At 71.6% G+C, this 16,476-nt stretch carries 12 protein-coding genes; 2 read left to right on the top strand and 10 right to left on the bottom strand.

The features are described 5' to 3' along the window. Positions 1-82: 82 nt before the first annotated feature. The 8 genes from pepN to hrcA form a co-directional block, all read right to left on the bottom strand. The gene (pepN, locus tag ACWGDB_RS09995; protein WP_453821991.1) at positions 83-2,515 is read right to left on the bottom strand and encodes an aminopeptidase N; all 2,433 of its coding nucleotides are present in this window, start codon (positions 2,513-2,515) and stop codon (positions 83-85) included. A gap of 338 nt (positions 2,516-2,853) precedes the next feature. After that, on the bottom strand, positions 2,854-6,084 hold the full coding sequence (locus ACWGDB_RS09990) for a S41 family peptidase (protein WP_453821990.1): 3,231 nt from the start codon (positions 6,082-6,084) through the stop codon (positions 2,854-2,856). Positions 6,085-6,159: 75 nt separating this feature from the next. Next, entirely contained in the window at positions 6,160-6,717 is a 558-nt protein-coding gene (locus ACWGDB_RS09985) for a hypothetical protein (protein WP_453821989.1), read from the bottom strand. Positions 6,718-6,808: 91 nt separating this feature from the next. Beyond that, positions 6,809-7,201, bottom strand: a complete 393-nt coding sequence (locus ACWGDB_RS09980) for a VOC family protein (RefSeq protein WP_453821988.1) — start codon at positions 7,199-7,201, stop codon at positions 6,809-6,811. Between the two features lie 18 nt (positions 7,202-7,219). Continuing rightward, on the bottom strand, positions 7,220-7,975 hold the full coding sequence (locus ACWGDB_RS09975) for a 16S rRNA (uracil(1498)-N(3))-methyltransferase (RefSeq protein ID WP_453821987.1): 756 nt from the start codon (positions 7,973-7,975) through the stop codon (positions 7,220-7,222). Further along, entirely contained in the window at positions 7,972-9,057 is a 1,086-nt protein-coding gene (locus tag ACWGDB_RS09970; RefSeq protein ID WP_453821986.1) for a nitronate monooxygenase, read from the bottom strand. Before ACWGDB_RS09970 ends, ACWGDB_RS09975 begins: the two co-directional genes overlap by 4 nt. 168 nt (positions 9,058-9,225) lie before the next feature. Next, positions 9,226-10,362, bottom strand: a complete 1,137-nt coding sequence (gene dnaJ / locus ACWGDB_RS09965; protein ID WP_383611045.1) for a molecular chaperone DnaJ — start codon at positions 10,360-10,362, stop codon at positions 9,226-9,228. Beyond that, a complete protein-coding gene (hrcA, locus tag ACWGDB_RS09960) occupies positions 10,363-11,379 on the bottom strand; it encodes a heat-inducible transcriptional repressor HrcA (protein ID WP_453821985.1) in 1,017 nt (338 codons plus the stop codon). Positions 11,380-11,541: 162 nt separating this feature from the next. Between hrcA and ACWGDB_RS09955 the strand changes: the two genes are divergently transcribed. Both ACWGDB_RS09955 and ACWGDB_RS09950 read left to right on the top strand, forming a co-directional pair. Further along, positions 11,542-12,279 (top strand): MBL fold metallo-hydrolase, encoded by a 738-nt coding sequence (locus tag ACWGDB_RS09955; protein WP_453821984.1) that lies wholly within the window; start codon positions 11,542-11,544, stop codon positions 12,277-12,279. A 42-nt stretch (positions 12,280-12,321) separates the two neighbouring features. Continuing rightward, positions 12,322-13,137 (top strand): DUF3097 domain-containing protein, encoded by an 816-nt coding sequence (locus tag ACWGDB_RS09950; RefSeq protein ID WP_453821983.1) that lies wholly within the window; start codon positions 12,322-12,324, stop codon positions 13,135-13,137. Between the two features lie 48 nt (positions 13,138-13,185). On the opposite strand, the gene hemW is transcribed toward ACWGDB_RS09950, so the two are convergent. Beyond that, entirely contained in the window at positions 13,186-14,418 is a 1,233-nt protein-coding gene (gene hemW, locus ACWGDB_RS09945; RefSeq protein WP_453821982.1) for a radical SAM family heme chaperone HemW, read from the bottom strand. A 51-nt stretch (positions 14,419-14,469) separates the two neighbouring features. Further along, the gene (locus ACWGDB_RS09940) at positions 14,470-16,413 is read right to left on the bottom strand and encodes a SpoIIE family protein phosphatase (RefSeq protein WP_453821981.1); all 1,944 of its coding nucleotides are present in this window, start codon (positions 16,411-16,413) and stop codon (positions 14,470-14,472) included. Between the last annotated feature and the right edge of the window lie 63 nt (positions 16,414-16,476).

Raw genomic sequence — 16,476 nt, 5'->3', positions numbered from 1 at the left:
GTCACAAATCACCGACTGTGGTATGGCTTCTCACCAGCATCGAGGAATTGCAGATCGAGCTGTGGACCGGGCTGGAAAGCCTTCAGCCGCGGGAGTGCAGTATGCGGCGCATCCGGTCGGCCTGGTCCAGGAGGTTCGTACGGACGACCGGGACAGCCCGTGCCGCCAGGTCTTCCGCTCGTCGTACGAAGGTCAGGTCGATACCGAACAGCGGGAAGAGGCTTCTGGTGTAGGTCCTCGCCTGCACGGTTCCGCTGTGGTGGATGGTTGGCACGAGATCGAGGTAGGCCTCCGCGTGGGGCCTCAGCAAGCCGTCCTGGCCGGCGCTCCAGAACAGGGCCGCAACTGAGTGGACCGAAGCGATAGGCACCGCGCGGTCCGTCACCAGCGTCTGCCACACCGCTTTCTTCTCTGCCGCGTCCGGGGTCGCAGCGCGGACCTGGAGCCTGCTGATCCATGCGTCGGGATCCGGGTCGCGGTCGAGCAGAGCCTGAGCCTCGGCTGCGTTCGGGCTTCCGAGCTGAGCCTTGCGAACCAGTGCTCGCCACTGGAGATCAATGTCCTCCCCAGCCTCGGTCTGGAGCCACGCAACCTCCTCCACCTCGGCCGCAGTGCGAGCGAAGCCACGCAACGCCGCTTTGCGGTAGGCGCCGACGCCGGAGAGACTGCGGCACGCCGCAGCCACTGCCCGCAGCAACTCGTCCCGCTCCGACTCCGGGCTCCACAGATCTGCGGCCTCGACAGCCAGGTTGAGATACGGCTCGATCACCGACGCGGACGTCTCGACAGCCAGCACTCCGGTCAGGCACTGCACAGCTTCGGCGGCTGTCGCTTCGCCGTTGATCAGCATGTCCCAGGCCGTAGTGACAGCGACACCCCGCGCGGTCGCAGTGGGCAGGCGGGCGGCGTTGCGGAAGAACGCGTCCCTGGTCGCGGCGTCAGGTCTCGTCGAGGCGAAGGTCAGGTCTTCATCGTTGACCAGATACAGGTCGGCTCCTACTGGAAGGTCGAGCCGGGTCCGTTCGCCCGCTACCTCGACTCCGACGAGTGCCATCCGCTCAAGGCGGTCCCCTGAACGCTCGTAGGCGCCGACGGCAAGCACATGCGGGCGCGGCTGGCCACCCGGACCCTGAGCGACCAGGGCAAACTCATCTCCGTCGTGGTCAAGAGTCAGCCGGTCGGTGCCCGCTGTTTCCAGCCATCCCGCACGCCACTGGTCCAGGTCACGTCCGCTGGCGTCGGCGACCGCATCGATCAGGTCCTCCAGCGTGGTGCTGCCCCAGGCATGCGTGGCGAAGTAGCTGGTCAGACCCGCGGAGAACTTTGCCTCGCCGACATACGTCATCAGCTGGTGCAGCACTGACGCGCCCTTGGGGTAGGTGATGGCGTCGAACGTCGCTGCGGCCTCGGAGACGTCGCGGACCTGCTGGCGGATCGGGTGCGTCGTCGGTCCCTGGTCCATGAAATAGGCTTTGAGTTTCTCGCCGGCCAGATGCGCCGTCCAGGCATCGGTGTACGCCGTCACGCTCACCGCGGCCCAATTGCTCGCGAACTCCGCGAACGCCTCATTCAGCCACAGGTCGTCCCACCAGCGCATCGTGACGATGTTGCCGAACCACATATGCGCGAGCTCGTGCAACAGGTACCGCGCGAAGATGTCCCACTCCGCCCTGGTCGGCGTGCTCCTGCGCAGGAACCAGTCCATCCAAGTGACGCAGCCGAAGTTCTCCATCGCGCCGGGGAACTCGGGCGTGAAGACCTGGTCGTACTTGTGCTGCGGAAACGGCATGCCGAACTTGCCGGCGAAGAACTCGAGCCCCTGGGTGGTCAGGGTGAACAGTTCGTCGGCGTCCCGGTCCAGCATCGAAGCCAGCGACTGCCGGGCGAAGAGCCCGAGATCATGACCAGCTCCGCTACGACGCAATTCGTAGTACGGGCCCGCATTGATCACGGTGTTGTACGCCGCCAGCGGCGGCGTCGGCGGGAAGGTCCAGCGTCGCACCGAGCCGAGGTCTTCGATCTGCGGGTCACCGCTGTTGCTCAACACCCGCCAGCCGGCAGGAGCGGTCACGGTGAACGCCCACGGCGCCTTGAGGTCCGGCTGATCGAAGCAGGCCAACACGTACCGGGCGTAGTCGGGACTGAAGTCGGTGTAGACATACGTCTCGCCGTCAGCGGGATCGACCGCCTTGTGCACGCCCCGGCCATCGGCCGAGCACTCCGTCACCGAAACCACCGTGAGGACGTTGCGCTCGGCAAGATCGGTCAGCGCGATCCGGCCCTCAACAGCCGACCGCAACACGACCCCGTTGAGCGTGGCGCTCTCGACCATCGCCGCACAATCGACAAAGGTCTCGGCCCCGGGCCGGTGACAGGTAAAAGTGATCGTCGACGCGCACCGGACCCGCGAACCGGTCATCAACTCCGAAAGGTCCACGGCAACGTCATACCGCTCGACCGTCAGCAGGCTCGCCCGCCCCTCGGCCTCAGTTTGGGTCAGACTCCTGCCGCCCATCGCTTTCCCTCTCGAAGATTCGTTCATTCGCTGCGAACCACCCGCTCAGCAGCAAGAGGCACACGTGCACCGGGTGTCTCCGTCGCGGCGCCCATCGAAGGACACGACTGGTCCCTCGCCGCTACAAGTTCAGCTAAAGGTTGGCTCCACGAGGGCCCCGAACCCCAGTCGCTGCCGGCGGAGGTCCAGCTGATCGGCGGCTTCCTCCCAAACCTTGGCGGACAGAGCGCCCAGAAACCCAGAGCCGCTGCTGGAAGGCTGTGGGGGCGGAAGCGTGGGTTGCCCGTTGGCAGCGGCCGCTACAGAACGTCACTGATCGGCGAATCTGACACAGCTTCTCAGGTCGGCAGCGCCGGCGGTGTCTTCGCGGGCCGTTCCTCCAGCCCCGCCAGCGCGATCCGGATCGCCTCGTCCAGCTGGGCGTCCCGCCCCGCCGCCCAGTCCTGCGGGCGCTGGAGCACCTCCACGTCCGGGTCGACGCCGTGGTTCTCCACGTCCCAGCCGTAGCCCTCCAGCCAGATGGCGTACTTCGGCTGGGTGATCAGCGTGCCGTCGACCAGGCGGTAGCGGCTGTCGATCCCGATGACGCCGCCCCACGTCCGCGTGCCCACCACCGGGCCGAGCCCCAGTGCCTTGATGGCCGCGTTCACGATGTCGCCGTCGGAGCCGGAGAACTCGTTCGCCACCGCCACGACAGGGCCGCGCGGGGCGTCCGCCGGATAGCTGTACGGCCGCATCCCGCGCGGCAGTTCCCAGCCCACGATCCGCCGGGCCAGCTTCTCGACGACGAGCTGCGAGGTGTGCCCGCCGCCGTTCTCCCGCACGTCCACGACGAGCCCTTCGCGTGCCACCTCGACGCGCAGGTCACGGTGGATCTGGGCCCACCCGGGCGCCTGCATGTCCGGCACATGGAGGTAGCCCAGTCTGCCGCCGGACTTCTCGTGGACGTACGCCCGCCGGTCCGCCACCCACGCGTGGTACCGCAGGGGCTGCTCGTCCGCGATCGGGACCACGACCGCATGCCGTACGTCTCCGCCCCCGGCCGGCGAGATCGTCAGCTCCACCGCCTTGCCCGCCGTGCCGACGAGCAGCGGGCCGGGCCCGGTCACCGGGTCCACCGGCGCGCCGGCCACCGCCGCGATCGCGTCCCCGGCACGCACGGCGACCCCGGGCGCGGCCAGCGGGGCCCGCGCGTCGGGGTCGGAGGTCTCCGAGGGCAGGATCCGGTCAATCCGCCAACTCCCGTCGGCGTGGCGGGAGATGTCGGCACCGAGCAGGCCCTGCCGGGCCCCGCTGCCGTACCCGCCGCGCGGGGCGACGTAGGCGTGCGAGGTGCCGAGCTCGCCCTGCACCTCCCACAGCAGGTCCATGAGGTCGTCGTGGGTGGCCACCCGGTCGAGCAGCGGGCGGTAGCGGTCCAGCACCCCGGACCAGTCCACCCCGCTCATGTCCGGCCGCCAGAAGTGGTCCCGCATGATGCGGCCGGTCTCCTCGAACATCTGCCGCCACTCGGCCGACGGGTCGACCTGCTGCCGTACGCGGCTCAGGTCGACGGTGATGTTCGTGTCGCTGTCGTCGTCGCCGGAGGCCCGCCGGTCGCTCGGTACGACCTTCAAGCGATCGCTCGTCCACAGCAGCACCCGCTTGCCGTCGCCGCTGACCTCGAAGTCGTCGGCGTCATCGGCGAGATGCTCGACGCGCCGCTGGACGAGGTCGTAGCGCTCCAGCTCGGTCTTGGGCTCCGGGTCGTCGGGCGTGGCCCGGGAGGCACCGAGGGCGCCGCACACGGGGTGCCGCAGCCACAGCACACCGTCCTTGGCGGTCCGCAACGTGCTGTAGCGGGCGGCCTCGACCGGGAACGGCACGATCCGGTCGGCCAGGCCCTCGAGGTCGATCCGCGTGGTCGGGGTGCCCTCGCTGTCGGGGGTCTCGTCCTTGTCGGGCGCGTCGAAGGGGCGGCCGTGCCGCTGCGGGCCGAAGGGGGACGGGGTGGTCGCGGCGAGGGTGATCAGGTGCGGGCGGGAGCCGACCACGAACGCGAGGTCGAAGACATGCTCGTCGTAGACCGGATCGAAGGCCCGCGTCGACAGGAACGCCAGGTGCTTGCCGTCCTGCGTGAACGCCGGCGCGTAGTCCTGGAAGCGCAGCGGGGTCGCCTCGGACACCGACAGGTCGGTGGTGTTGGCGAGCTTGAGCTGGGACAGCGGGCGCGGGCCGGGGTGCGACCAGGCGAGCCAGGCCGAGTCGGGCGAGAAGACCAGCCCGGAGACGTCCCCGTCCGCGCTGCGGTCCACCTCGCGCACCTCGCCGGTCTCCCGCTCGACGAACAGCAGGCGGCCGTCGTGCGCGGCGACCGCGGCGCGGCTCCCGTCGGGCGCCATGGCGAGTTCCAGGACGCGGCCCAGCTGCCCGGCGCCGAGCCTGCGCGGGGTGGCTCCCGGCGCGAGCCCGGTCGCGGGCGCGAACTCCAGCGCGTCGTCGCCCTCCGCGTCCGTCACCCATACCACCCACTCCTCGCCCTCCGCGCGGAAGGTGCGCGGCAGCCGGGCGCGTACCCCCGGCTCGGCGGCGAGCGCACGGGCGGGGCCGGAGCGGTGGGTGACCCAGTGCACGGCACCCCGCACGGAGACCGCGCTGCCGCGCGCGGTGTGGTCGGGCGCCGCCTCCCCGAACGCGCGGGCGGCGTTCAACCGGTACGGCTGCCGGTCGGTGCGCTGCCCGCCGAGCCGGATGTCGAGCCGGCGCGGCTCGGCGCCGTCGAGGTCGTCCAGGAGCCACAGTTGGCCGGCCGAGGCGTGGACGACACGGGTGCCGTCGCTCGCGGCGTGCCGGGCGTAGAAGCCGTCGAGGGGGGTGTGACGTCGTAGGTCGGACCCGTCGGCGAGGGACGAGTACACGGCCCCGACGCCCTCGTGGTCGGAGAGAAAGGCGACCCTCTCACCCACCCACATCGGGTACTCGATGTTCCCGTCCAGCTCCTCATGCAGCCGTACGAAGTCCCCGTCACCCTCGTGCTCGATCCACAACTTCCCCGCCGTACCGCCCCGGTAGCGCTTCCATCGGGCCGCCTCCAGCCCCATGGGCGCGGACGCGAGCAGCAGCCGAGGCCCGTGGACGACATCGGCGACGGGCCCGTACGGCAGGGTGGTGGCCGGTCCGCCGTCGAGCGGGACCGTGTGGGCCCAGGTGCGGCGGCTGCCCGCCTGGCCCTGGGTGCTGATCGCGAGGACCTGACCGTCGGGCGTCCAGCCGCGCACCCTGGTCTGCCCGCTGCCCCAGTGGGTGAGGCGCCTGGAGGGGCCGCCGTCGACCGGCGCGATGTGCACCTCGGGCGCGCCGTCGCGGGTGGAGGTCCAGGCGACGGTCGTACCGTCTGGCGAGATGCGCGGCAGGGAGACCGGCACGTTGTCGGCGCTGACCCGCCAGGCCCGGCCGCCGTCGAGGGGGGCGAGCCATACGTCGTCCTCGGCGGTGAAGGCGACGAGGTCGCCGTGCAGATGCGGATACCGCAGATACGACGGCGAGGGGGCGGTGGCCGAAGTCGGAGCAGGCGTCGCGGACTGTGTCACCCGATCACCCTAGGCAAGCGCGGCGCCCGCGAACAGGGCTTTGGATCACTTGCCCCAACTCCCGCCGGGAGGCGGTCACTTGCCCTCCGGCCAGCAGTTCGGGTGCTGCTTGCAGTAGACCGTCTTGGTGACCGTCACCGTGACCGTGGGGCCGGGCTGCTGTCCGCCCCCGGACGGGTTGACGGGCGAGGGCGTGGCGTCGCAGTCGCCCAGCCCGTTCACGTGGAACCACTCCTTGCCGTCGATCTTGGCGACGAGGTCCCCGCGCACACAGGAACCGCTGACGGCCCGGGTGATCCGGCCGGTGACGACGATGTCCTTGCCGTCCTTGGTCTCGCCCTCGCAGTCGACCTTGACGACGGTGTTCTCACCGGCACTCGGCGAGCTGCCCTTGCCGCTGTCGTCGTACGAGCCCGTGCAGTTGAGCCATTGCACGTCGGCCTTCTGCCGCTCCAGCTCCTCGGTCACGGTCTGATCGGTCGTGAACGCCACGGTCGCCGAGCTCAGCCCACCCGGATCACAGCCGACCACCGAGCCGACGGCGACGACCGCGAGCCCTGCCACGGCAGCGACCCGCGCATGACGCCCGGCACGCCGGTCGAGGCGGGACCGAACCCTCCTGAATGCCCCCATGGGACCGCAGCCTGCCACTGTCCCGGCCGCCGCGGTAGAGCGCATACGGCCACTCCCTGCTCGCGCAGTTCACGGCGGGAGGCGCCCGGCCTCAGGTGCGCAGCAGCAGCCATTCCTGAAGTTCCACCAGGTTCCCCTCCGGGTCCTTGAGGTGGGCGACGCGCATGCGGTCGGTCAGCGGGGTGGGGTCGTGGAGGAGGGTGGCGCCGCGTTCGGCGATCTGTGCGCAGTAGGTGTCCAGATCGTCGACGCGCAGGACCACCAGTGACCGATGGCCCCTGGCCTCGTCGCCGATTTCGCCCAGGACCTCGGCCATCATCGCCCGGTCCTGGAGGGCGATGCCCGCCGAACCGGTGGCGGGGCTGAACTTCTCGTAGGGCCCGTTCGCCGCGCCCGACTGCGGCTTGAGGCCGAGGACATCGGCGTAGAAGCGGTAGCAGGCGGCGAAGTCGCCGACCAGGAGCCGTACTTGGGCGAGTTCCACGGCGGACGTCCCTCCTGGTCAGGCCCAGCGGCCGGTTCGGCCGAGGAGCAGTGCCGTCGCCGCGGTTCCGGCGGTGGAGGTGCGCAGGACGGTACGGCCCAGACGGTACGCCTTCGCGCCCGCCTCCTCGAAGAGGGCGAGTTCCTCGGGGGCCACGCCGCCCTCGGGGCCGACGACGAGCACGATCTCGCCCTCGGCGGGCAGTTCGGCCGTCGCGAGCGGCTCACTGCCGTAGTCGCGCTCCTCGTGCAGTACGGCGGCGAAGTCGGCGTCGGCGAGCAGCGCCGCGACCTGCTTGGTCGTGGCCGCCTCCGCGATTTCCGGGAAGCGCACCCGGCGCGACTGCTTGCCGGCCTCGCGGGCGGTGGCCCGCCACTTCCCGAGGGCCTTCGCGCCGCGCTCGCCCTTCCACTGCGTGATGCACCGGGCGGCCGCCCACGGCACGATCGCGTCGACGCCGGTCTCGGTCATGGTCTCGACGGCCAGCTCACCGCGGTCGCCCTTGGGGAGGGCCTGGACGACGGTGATACTAGGCTGCACCACCGGCTCCTCGGCCACCGCACCCACGCTGACGACCAGCCGGTCCTTGCCCTCGGCCGCCTTGACGACACCCTCGGCCCAGCGCCCGAGCCCGTCGGTGAGGACGACCTCCTCACCGGCCCGCAGCCGCTTCACCGAGACGGCGTGCCGCCCCTCGGGACCGTCGAGAACGTACTCGCCGCCGGAGAGGCTGCCCCGCTCCAGCGACTCGACGACGAACACCGGCGCCGTCATCCGACCGCACCCCCCTTGGGCGCCGCCGACAACGCTGTCGCCGCGGCGTCCAGCTCGGCGGCCAGCACCTCCACCAGCTGCCCGGCGGGCAGTTCGCGTGCCATCCGGTGCCCCTGCCCCGCCCACAGGGCCATGCCCTGCGCGTCACCGGACGCGGCGGCCTTCTTGCGCAGGGGGGAGGTCAGGTGGTGGATCTCGGGGTAGGCGGCGGGGGCGTACGGCCCGTGCTCGCGCATGAAGCGGTTGACCAGGCCGCGGGCGGGCCGACCGGAGAACGCGCGCGTCAACTCGGTCCGTACGAACAGGGGGTTGGTCAGCGCCTGCTTGTGCAGGGCGTTGGCGCCGGATTCCTGGGTGGCGAGGAAGGCGGTGCCGAGCTGGGCGGCACTGGCCCCGGCCGCGAGGACGGCGGCGATCTGGCTGCCCCGCATGATGCCGCCGGCGGCGACGATGGGCAGGCTCACGGTCTCCCGGACCTGCGCGAGGAGGGAGAGCAGCCCGATGCCCGACCGGTCCGTCTCCGGGTTGTCGCGATGCGTTCCCTGGTGGCCGCCGGCCTCCACTCCCTGCACGATCACGGCATCGGCACCGGCCTGCTGCACGGCGAGGGCCTCGTCCGTGGTGGTGACGGTGACGAGGGTGACCGTTCCGGCGCGGCGCAGGGACTCCAGCACTTCGGGCTTCGGCACCCCGAAGTGGAACGAGACGACCGGCACCGGGTTGTCGAGCAGCACGGCCAGCTTGGCGTCGTACCCGTCGTCCCGTCCGCTGTCCCGGTCCCCCAGCTCGGTCTCGTACCAGGCGGCCTCACCGGCGAGCTGATGCGCGTATACGTCCACGGCCGCGGCGTCGGCGTACTCGGGCTGCGGCATGAACAGGTTGACCCCGAAGGGCCGGCCCGTCAGCCCCCGCAGCTGCTTGATCTCCTGGTACATCCCGTCGGCGGTCTTGTACCCGGCGGCGAGAAACCCCAGCCCACCGGCCTCGGACACGGCAGCGGCGAGCTGCGGCACGGAGACGCCGCCCGCCATGGGGGCCTGCACGATCGGATGGGGGAAAAGATCGGTCAGCGCGGAGGACATGACGGCATGTTGTCACGTCCTCCGAACAAGTCCGAATCGGCACTGGGCCCCGGCATTGGGCGGGGGAAAATCAGCCCGTCCGGCGTTTGAGGACAAGGCCCGTTCAGGGCCGAAGCGGGGGTCCGGGGGCGGCAGCCCCCAGCCACGGCAGCAACCCCCACACACCCATCAGCGCCCGTTGAACGCGTCCTTCAACCGCGAGAACAGCCCCTGCTGACCCGGCTGGAACTGCCCCTGCGGCCGCTCCTCGCCCCGCAGCTTGGCCAGCTCGCGCAGCAACCGCTCCTGCTCGGGGTCCAGCTTGGTCGGCGTGGTGACCTCGACGTGGACGATGAGATCGCCGCGCCCGCCACCCCGCAGATGCGTCACACCGCGTCCGTGCAGCGGAATCGACTGACCGGACTGGGTGCCGGGCCGGATGTCGACCTCCTCGAGGCCGTCCAGCGTCTCCAGCGGCACCTTCGTGCCGAGGGACGCCGCGGTCATCGGGATCGTCACCGTGCAGTGCAGGTCGTCGCCGCGCCGCTGGAAGGTCGAGTGCGGCAGCTCGTGGATCTCGACGTACAGGTCACCGGCGGGACCGCCACCGGGCCCGACCTCGCCCTCGCCGGCGAGCTGGATCCGGGTGCCGTTGTCTACACCGGCCGGGATCTTGACCGTGAGCGTCCGACGGGACCGAACGCGTCCGTCGCCCGCGCACTCGGGGCACGGCGTGGGAACCACCGTCCCGAATCCCTGGCACTGCGGGCAGGGCCGCGACGTCATGACCTGGCCCAGGAAGGACCGCGTCACCTGCGACACCTCACCGCGACCGCGGCACATGTCACACGTCTGAGCGGAGGTGCCGGGGGCAGCCCCCTCACCGTTGCAGGTGTTGCAGACGACGGCCGTGTCGACCTGGATGTCCTTCGTCGTGCCGAAGGCCGCCTCGTCGAGCTCGATCTCCAGCCGGATCATCGCGTCCTGGCCGCGGCGGGTGCGCGAGCGCGGGCCGCGCTGGGACGCCGTACCGAAGAAGGCGTCCATGATGTCCGAGAAGTTCCCGAAGCCGCCCGCGCCGAAGCCGCCGGCTCCCGCGCCGCCCGCCTGGGACAGCGGGTCGCCGCCGAGGTCGTAGACCTGCTTCTTCTGCGGGTCCGACAACACCTCGTAAGCGGCGTTGATCTCCTTGAACCGCTCCTGGGTCTTCGGATCCGGGTTGACGTCCGGGTGCAGCTCGCGCGCGAGCCGCCGGAAGGCCTTCTTGATCTCTTCCTGCGACGCGTCGCGACGCACGCCGAGAACGGCGTAGTAGTCCGTGGCCACTTACGACTCCGCCAGGATCTGTCCGACGTACCGTGCCACTGCGCGTACCGCTCCCATCGTTCCCGGGTAATCCATGCGGGTCGGTCCGACCACGCCGAGCTTGGCTACTGCCTCGCCGCCCGAACCGTAGCCGACCGACACGACGGACGTTGAGTTGAGTCCCTCGTAGGCGTTCTCGTGACCGATGCGTACGGTCATGCCCGAATCCCCTGCCTCGCCAAGGAGTTTGAGGAGCACGACATGCTCCTCGAGGGCCTCCAGGACGGGCCGGATGGTGAGGGGGAAGTCATGTCCGAAGCGGGTGAGATTGGCGGTGCCGCCGATCATCAGCCGCTCCTCGTTCTCCTCGACGAGTGTCTCCAGAAGGGTGGAGAGCACGGCCGAGACGGTGCCGCGGTCCTCGATGTCGAAGCCCTCGGGGAGGTCCTCGACGAGCCTCGGCACATCGGCGAAGCGCCGCCCCGCGACCCGGCTGTTGAGCCGCGCGCGCAGGTCCGCGAGCGAGGCCTCGCCGAAGGGCGCGGGACAGTCGATCATCCGCTGCTCGACCCGCCCGGTGTCCGTGATCAGCACGAGCATCACACGCGCGGGCGCGAGCGAGAGCAGCTCCACATGCCGGACGGTGGACCGGGTCAGCGACGGGTACTGCACGACGGCGACCTGCCGCGTGAGCTGCGCGAGCAGCCGCACGGTGCGCGCCACGACGTCGTCGAGGTCGACGGCGCCGTCGAGGAAGTTCTGGATGGCGCGCCGCTCCGGCGGGGTCATCGGCTTGACGCCGGCGAGCTTGTCGACGAACAGCCGGTAACCCTTGTCGGTCGGGATGCGCCCCGCGCTGGTGTGCGGCTGGGCGATGAAACCCTCGTCCTCCAGGGCAGCCATGTCGTTACGGACGGTCGCCGGGGAGACCCCGAGGTTGTGCCGCTCGGTCAGCGCCTTCGACCCGACCGGCTCCTCGGTCCCGACATAGTCCTGGACGATGGCGCGCAACACCTGAAGCCTGCGTTCACTCAGCAACCGCGCACACCTCCAGAAGTCGTCCCCTTGACATTTCGCCTGGCACTCTGCGCTGGTGAGTGCCAACCGTCCCCGGCCAGTGTACGGCGGTGGGGTACGCCCCGGGCAAGGCCGGTCCGGCACCACCGTGCCCGACGGTGGTGTCTTGGTTAGCGTCGCCGTATGACGGTGACTTGGGAAGAGCTCGGGTGGGAACGGCTTGCGGCCGGGGTGGGCAGGTGCCGGCTTCCGGGCTGGGACTGCACCGCGGGGCTGGTCGTGGGCCGGGACACGGCGCTCGTGATCGACGCCGGGTCAAGCCTCGGAGAGGGCGCGCGGTTGCGTACGCAGGCGCAGTGGCTCGCGGGTCACCGTGTGACTCATCTCGCGCTGACCCATCCCCACTTCGATCACGTCTTCGGGGCTGCGGCGTTCGCCGGGGCGGAGGTGTACGGCGCGGTGGGCATGGACACGGTGTTCGCGCACGAGCGTGCGGAACTGCGCTCGGACGCCGTGGGCAACGGTCTGGACCCGGACGCGGCGGACGAGGCCCTCGACGCCCTGGTCCACCCCCGGCACCAGGTGAGCGGCGAGTGGACCCTCGACCTGGAGGGCGGCCGCCAGGTCCTGCTGGCGAACGTGGGCCCGGCCCACACGGCCCACGATCTGGTCGTGCTGGTGCCGGGCGCGGCCTCCGGCGACCGGGAGGTCGTCTTCTGCGGCGACCTGGTGGAGGAGTCCGGCGAACCCCAGGCGGGCCCCGACGCCGTACCGACGCACTGGCCGGCCGCCCTGGACCGCCTGTTGGACCTGGGCGGCGAGGACGCGCTGTACGTGCCCGGTCACGGAGCGGTGGTGGACGCGGAGTTCGTACGACGCCAGCGGGACGCCTTGGCGGCCCGCTTCGGCGTGTCGCCCTGATCCGCGAGACGTACCCGTGGGGCTTCTCCTATCGTCATCCGAATGCGCCAGTACTCCCCGGACCTGACCCCACCCTGGAAGAAGCCCAAACCCGCCCCCGAGGTGCCGGCGGACCCGGGCCTGGTGGTGGAGGAGCCGGGCACGGGTTTCTGCGGCGCGGTGATCCGCTGCGAGGCGGGCACGGTGACGCTGGAGGACCGCTTCGGCAAGCACCGCGTGTTCCCGCTGGAGCCGCGGGGGTTCCTGCTGGAGGGCAAGGTGGTGACGCTCGTACGCCCGTCGTCCTCGGCTCCCGCGCGTCCCAGCCGTACGGCGTCCGGTTCGGTCGCCGTCCCCGGCGCACGCGCGCGTGTGGCCCGCGCCGGCCGTATCTACGTGGAGGGCCGCCACGACGCCGAACTGGTCGAGAAGGTCTGGGGCGACGACCTGCGCATCGAGGGCGTGGTCGTGGAGTACCTGGAGGGCGTCGACGACCTGCCCTCGATCGTGGCCGACTTCGCTCCTGGCCCGGATGCACGCCTGGGCGTCCTGGTGGACCACCTCGTCCCCGGCACGAAGGAGTGGCGCATCGCCGAGTCGGTGACCAGCGAACACGCCCTGGTCGTGGGCCACCCGTACATCGACATCTGGGAAGCGGTGAAGCCGTCGGCCCTGGGCATCGATTCCTGGCCACGCGTCCCGCACGGGCAGGACTGGAAGACGGGGGTGTGCCGGGCGCTGGGGTGGCCGTCGGAGAACACCGGGGCGGTGTGGCAGGCGATCCTGAAGCGGGTGGGGTCCTACAAGGACCTGGAGCCGGAGTTGCTGGGGCGGGTGGAGGAGCTGATCGACTTCGTCACGGGTGGCGGCGAGGCCTGACGTCGCCGCCCAAGCGTGCCTCCGGTGCCGATTCACCCACCGGAGTGATCAGTCCACCAAATCCCTGACCACCGCGTCCGCCAGCAACCGCCCCCGCAGGGTCAGCACCGCACGCCCGTCCTCGTACGGCCCCTCCTGAAGCAGCCCTTCCGCCAGCGCTCGCCGCGACGCCGCGCGCCCCTCCTCCCGCAGCAGCTCCAGCGGCGCCCCCTCCAGCAGCCGCAGCTCCAGCAGGATCCGCTCGACCCTCCTGTCCTCCTCGGACAGCAGCTCGCGCCCGGCCCCCGGCGAGCGGCCCGCCGCCAGTGCCGCCGCGTACGCGCCCGGATGCTTCACGTTCCACCAGCGGACGCCGCCCACGTGCGAGTGGGCCCCCGGCCCCGCGCCCCACCAGTCGGCGCCCCGCCAGTACAGCTCGTTGTGCAGGCAGCGGCCCGCCTGGGAGGTCGCCCAGTTGGAGACCTCGTACCAGTCGAAGCCCGCCTGCGACAGCACCGACTCCGCGATCAGGTACCGGTCGGCGTGGACGTCGTCGTCCGTCATCGGGACCTCGCCCCGGCGGATGCGGCGGGCCAGCTGGGTGCCCTCCTCGACGATCAGGGCATAGGCGGACACGTGGTCCGGGCCGGCGCCGATCGCCGCCTCCAGCGAGGCCCGCCAGTCGTCGTCCGACTCGCCCGGTGTGCCGTAGATCAGGTCCAGGTTGACGTGCTCGAAGCCCGCCGCGCGGGCCTCCGCGACGCACGCCTCGGGGCGGCCCGGGGTGTGGGTGCGGTCCAGGACCTTCAGCACGTGCTGCTTCGCGCTCTGCATGCCGAAGGAGAGCCGGTTGAAGCCACCCTCGCGCAGGGTGGCCAGATACGCCGGGTCCACCGACTCCGGGTTCGCCTCCGTCGTGATCTCCGCGTCCGGTGCCAGCCCGAACTCGTCGCGGATCGCCCCCAGCATCCGTACGAGATCGTCGGCGGCCAGCAGCGTGGGCGTACCGCCGCCGACGAAGACCGTGCGGACCTCGCGCGGGTCGTCGCCGAGGACCTTGCGGGCGAGACGGATCTCGTCGACGAGGGTCTCGGCGTAGTTGTCGCGGGACGCCAGCACTCCGCCCGTGCCGCGCAGCTCGGTCGCCGTGTAGGTGTTGAAGTCGCAGTAGCCGCAGCGGGTCGCGCAGTACGGGACGTGCAGGTAGAAGCCGAGGGGTCGGTCGGCGGACCCGGCGAGGGCGGACGCGGGGAGCGTGCCGTCGTCGGGGACGGGCTCGCCGTCGGGGAGTGCGGAAGGCATGGGTTCTATTGTCCAGCACGCGCGCGTGCCCGCCGGAACCCGACCGAACCGCTACTCGGCCTGAAGCACCAGCAACGCCAGGTCGTCCTCCGGCGGACGGCCGCTGAACTCGTGCACGAGCCTGCGGATCCGTTCCGCGATCAGTTCGGCGTTCAGCCCCGCGCACCCGGCGAGCGCGGTCGCGAGGCCGTCGCCGTCGTCGAACTGGCGGGTGCCGCTGCGCCGCTCCGTCACCCCGTCGGTGACGCACAACAGGGTGTCCCCGGAGCGCAGCTCGAAGGTCTCGCTGGTGTACGTGGCGTCCTCGACGACCCCGAGGATGGTCTGCGGATGCGCGGCGGTGTGGACCTCGCCGCCGGCGCCCAGCAGCAGCGGCAGCGGGTGTCCGGCGGAGGCGAGGGTGCAGCGGATGCCGCCGTCGAAGGGGGTGAGTTCGCCGTAGAGGAGGGACAGGAAGCGGGTCTGCGGGCCGTCGCCGGGCGCCATCGGGACCGGCCCGACGAGGGCGCGCGCGGCCGCGTCAGCGGCCTCCGTGGCGTCGTCGAGGAGGAGCTGGTTGAGGCGGTCGAGGACGTCGGCGACCCGGTAGCCCTCCCGGGCGAGGAGCCGCAGCCAGGGGCGCGCGATGCCGATCACCACCGCCGCCTCGGGGCCCTTGCCCTGGACGTCCCCGATGGCGAAGCACCAGCGGCCGTCGCCGGCCGGGAACAGGTCGTAGAAGTCACCGCTCGGGCCGCCCTTGTCGCACGGCTCGTACACCAGCGCGCTGACCACACCGGGGATCTCCGCGACGGCGCCGGGCAGCAGTCCGCGCTGCAGGACCCGGCTGATGGTGGCCTGCCGGGCGTACTGGCGGGCCGCGCCGATGGCGAGGGCCACCCGGCGGCTGAGGTCCTCGACGAGCCCGGTGACCTCGTCGGGGAAGCGCATGAGGTCGGCCCGCCCGATGACGAGCGTGCCCAGCGGGCGGCCCCCGGCGATCAGGCGGTACGCGAGCGCCGTGCCGCGCACCCCGCGCGCGCCGAGCGCCGCACCGGGCCAGGGGTAGTCGACCGGGCCGGTGCGGTGGTCGTCGGCCGGAAGCGGCGGCTCCTTCTCCAGGGCCTGGCGCAGCTCCTCGATGAGATTCTCGGAGCCGTGCCAGACGCGGGCCAGCCGCGGCCCGGCCCCGGCGGCGGCGTCCGCCGGCCAGCCCGCCCCGCCCCCGGTCTCACCCGATCGTGGGTATCCCCAGCGCCCGGCGATCTCGTCCTCCAGCCACACCGCGCACCAGTCCGCCAGCCGCGGCACGATCAGCTGGCCGGCGAGCGCGGCGACCAGGTTCTCGTCGAGCTGTCCGGCGAGCAGGTCGGAGGCCTCGGCCAGGAAGGACAGGGCACCGCGGTTGAGCCAGTCCCGCTCCCGCTCGGCGCGCTGGGGCTCGGGGGCGAGGATCTCGGCGACGCGCAGCCCGCGCTCCAGCGCGCGCTCCTCGGCGTACGCCTCGATGTCGTCCTTGGCCGCCACGGGGTCCTCGGCGGGCAGCCGCGCCCACACGGTCTTGGCGCCGGTGCGATAGGTGACGCCCCAGGACTCGGCGAGCCGGGACACCAGGCGCAGGCCGCGGCCGTACTCCGGTGTCTCGTACGGCGCCTCCGCCTCACCGTCGCGCGGGGCGCGCGAGGGGTGGTGGTCCAGGACCTCGACGAGGAGGGCGCCGGTGTCCTCCAGACGGCAGGTGAGCTCCAGATCGGTGCCGGCGTGCACGACGGCGTTGGTGACCAGCTCGCTGACGGCCACCACGGCGTCGTCGACGAGACGGGCGCTGAGGTGCTCGGTGCCGGGAAGTCCGGAGGCGGCCCATTCGGTGAGGGCGTTGCGCACGAGGGTGCGGGCGGAACCCGGGGAGATCGGACTGCCGGGGAGGGTGGCGCGGGTTTGCGCGCCCACGCCCCCGGGTGCAGGCGCATCAGAGGCACGGGAAACGGTCTCCCGTTGCGCCGGAATGGCCCCCATGGACAGCTCCCCGAACGGTTCGGACGAATTCGCCTCAGTCGACGCCGACAGAGTGACAGACTG

It is taken from the genome of Streptomyces sp. NPDC055013 (assembly GCF_053608645.1).
The sequence above is the reverse complement of the archived record's forward strand: the minus strand, read 5'-3'. Positions and strand labels throughout refer to the sequence as shown.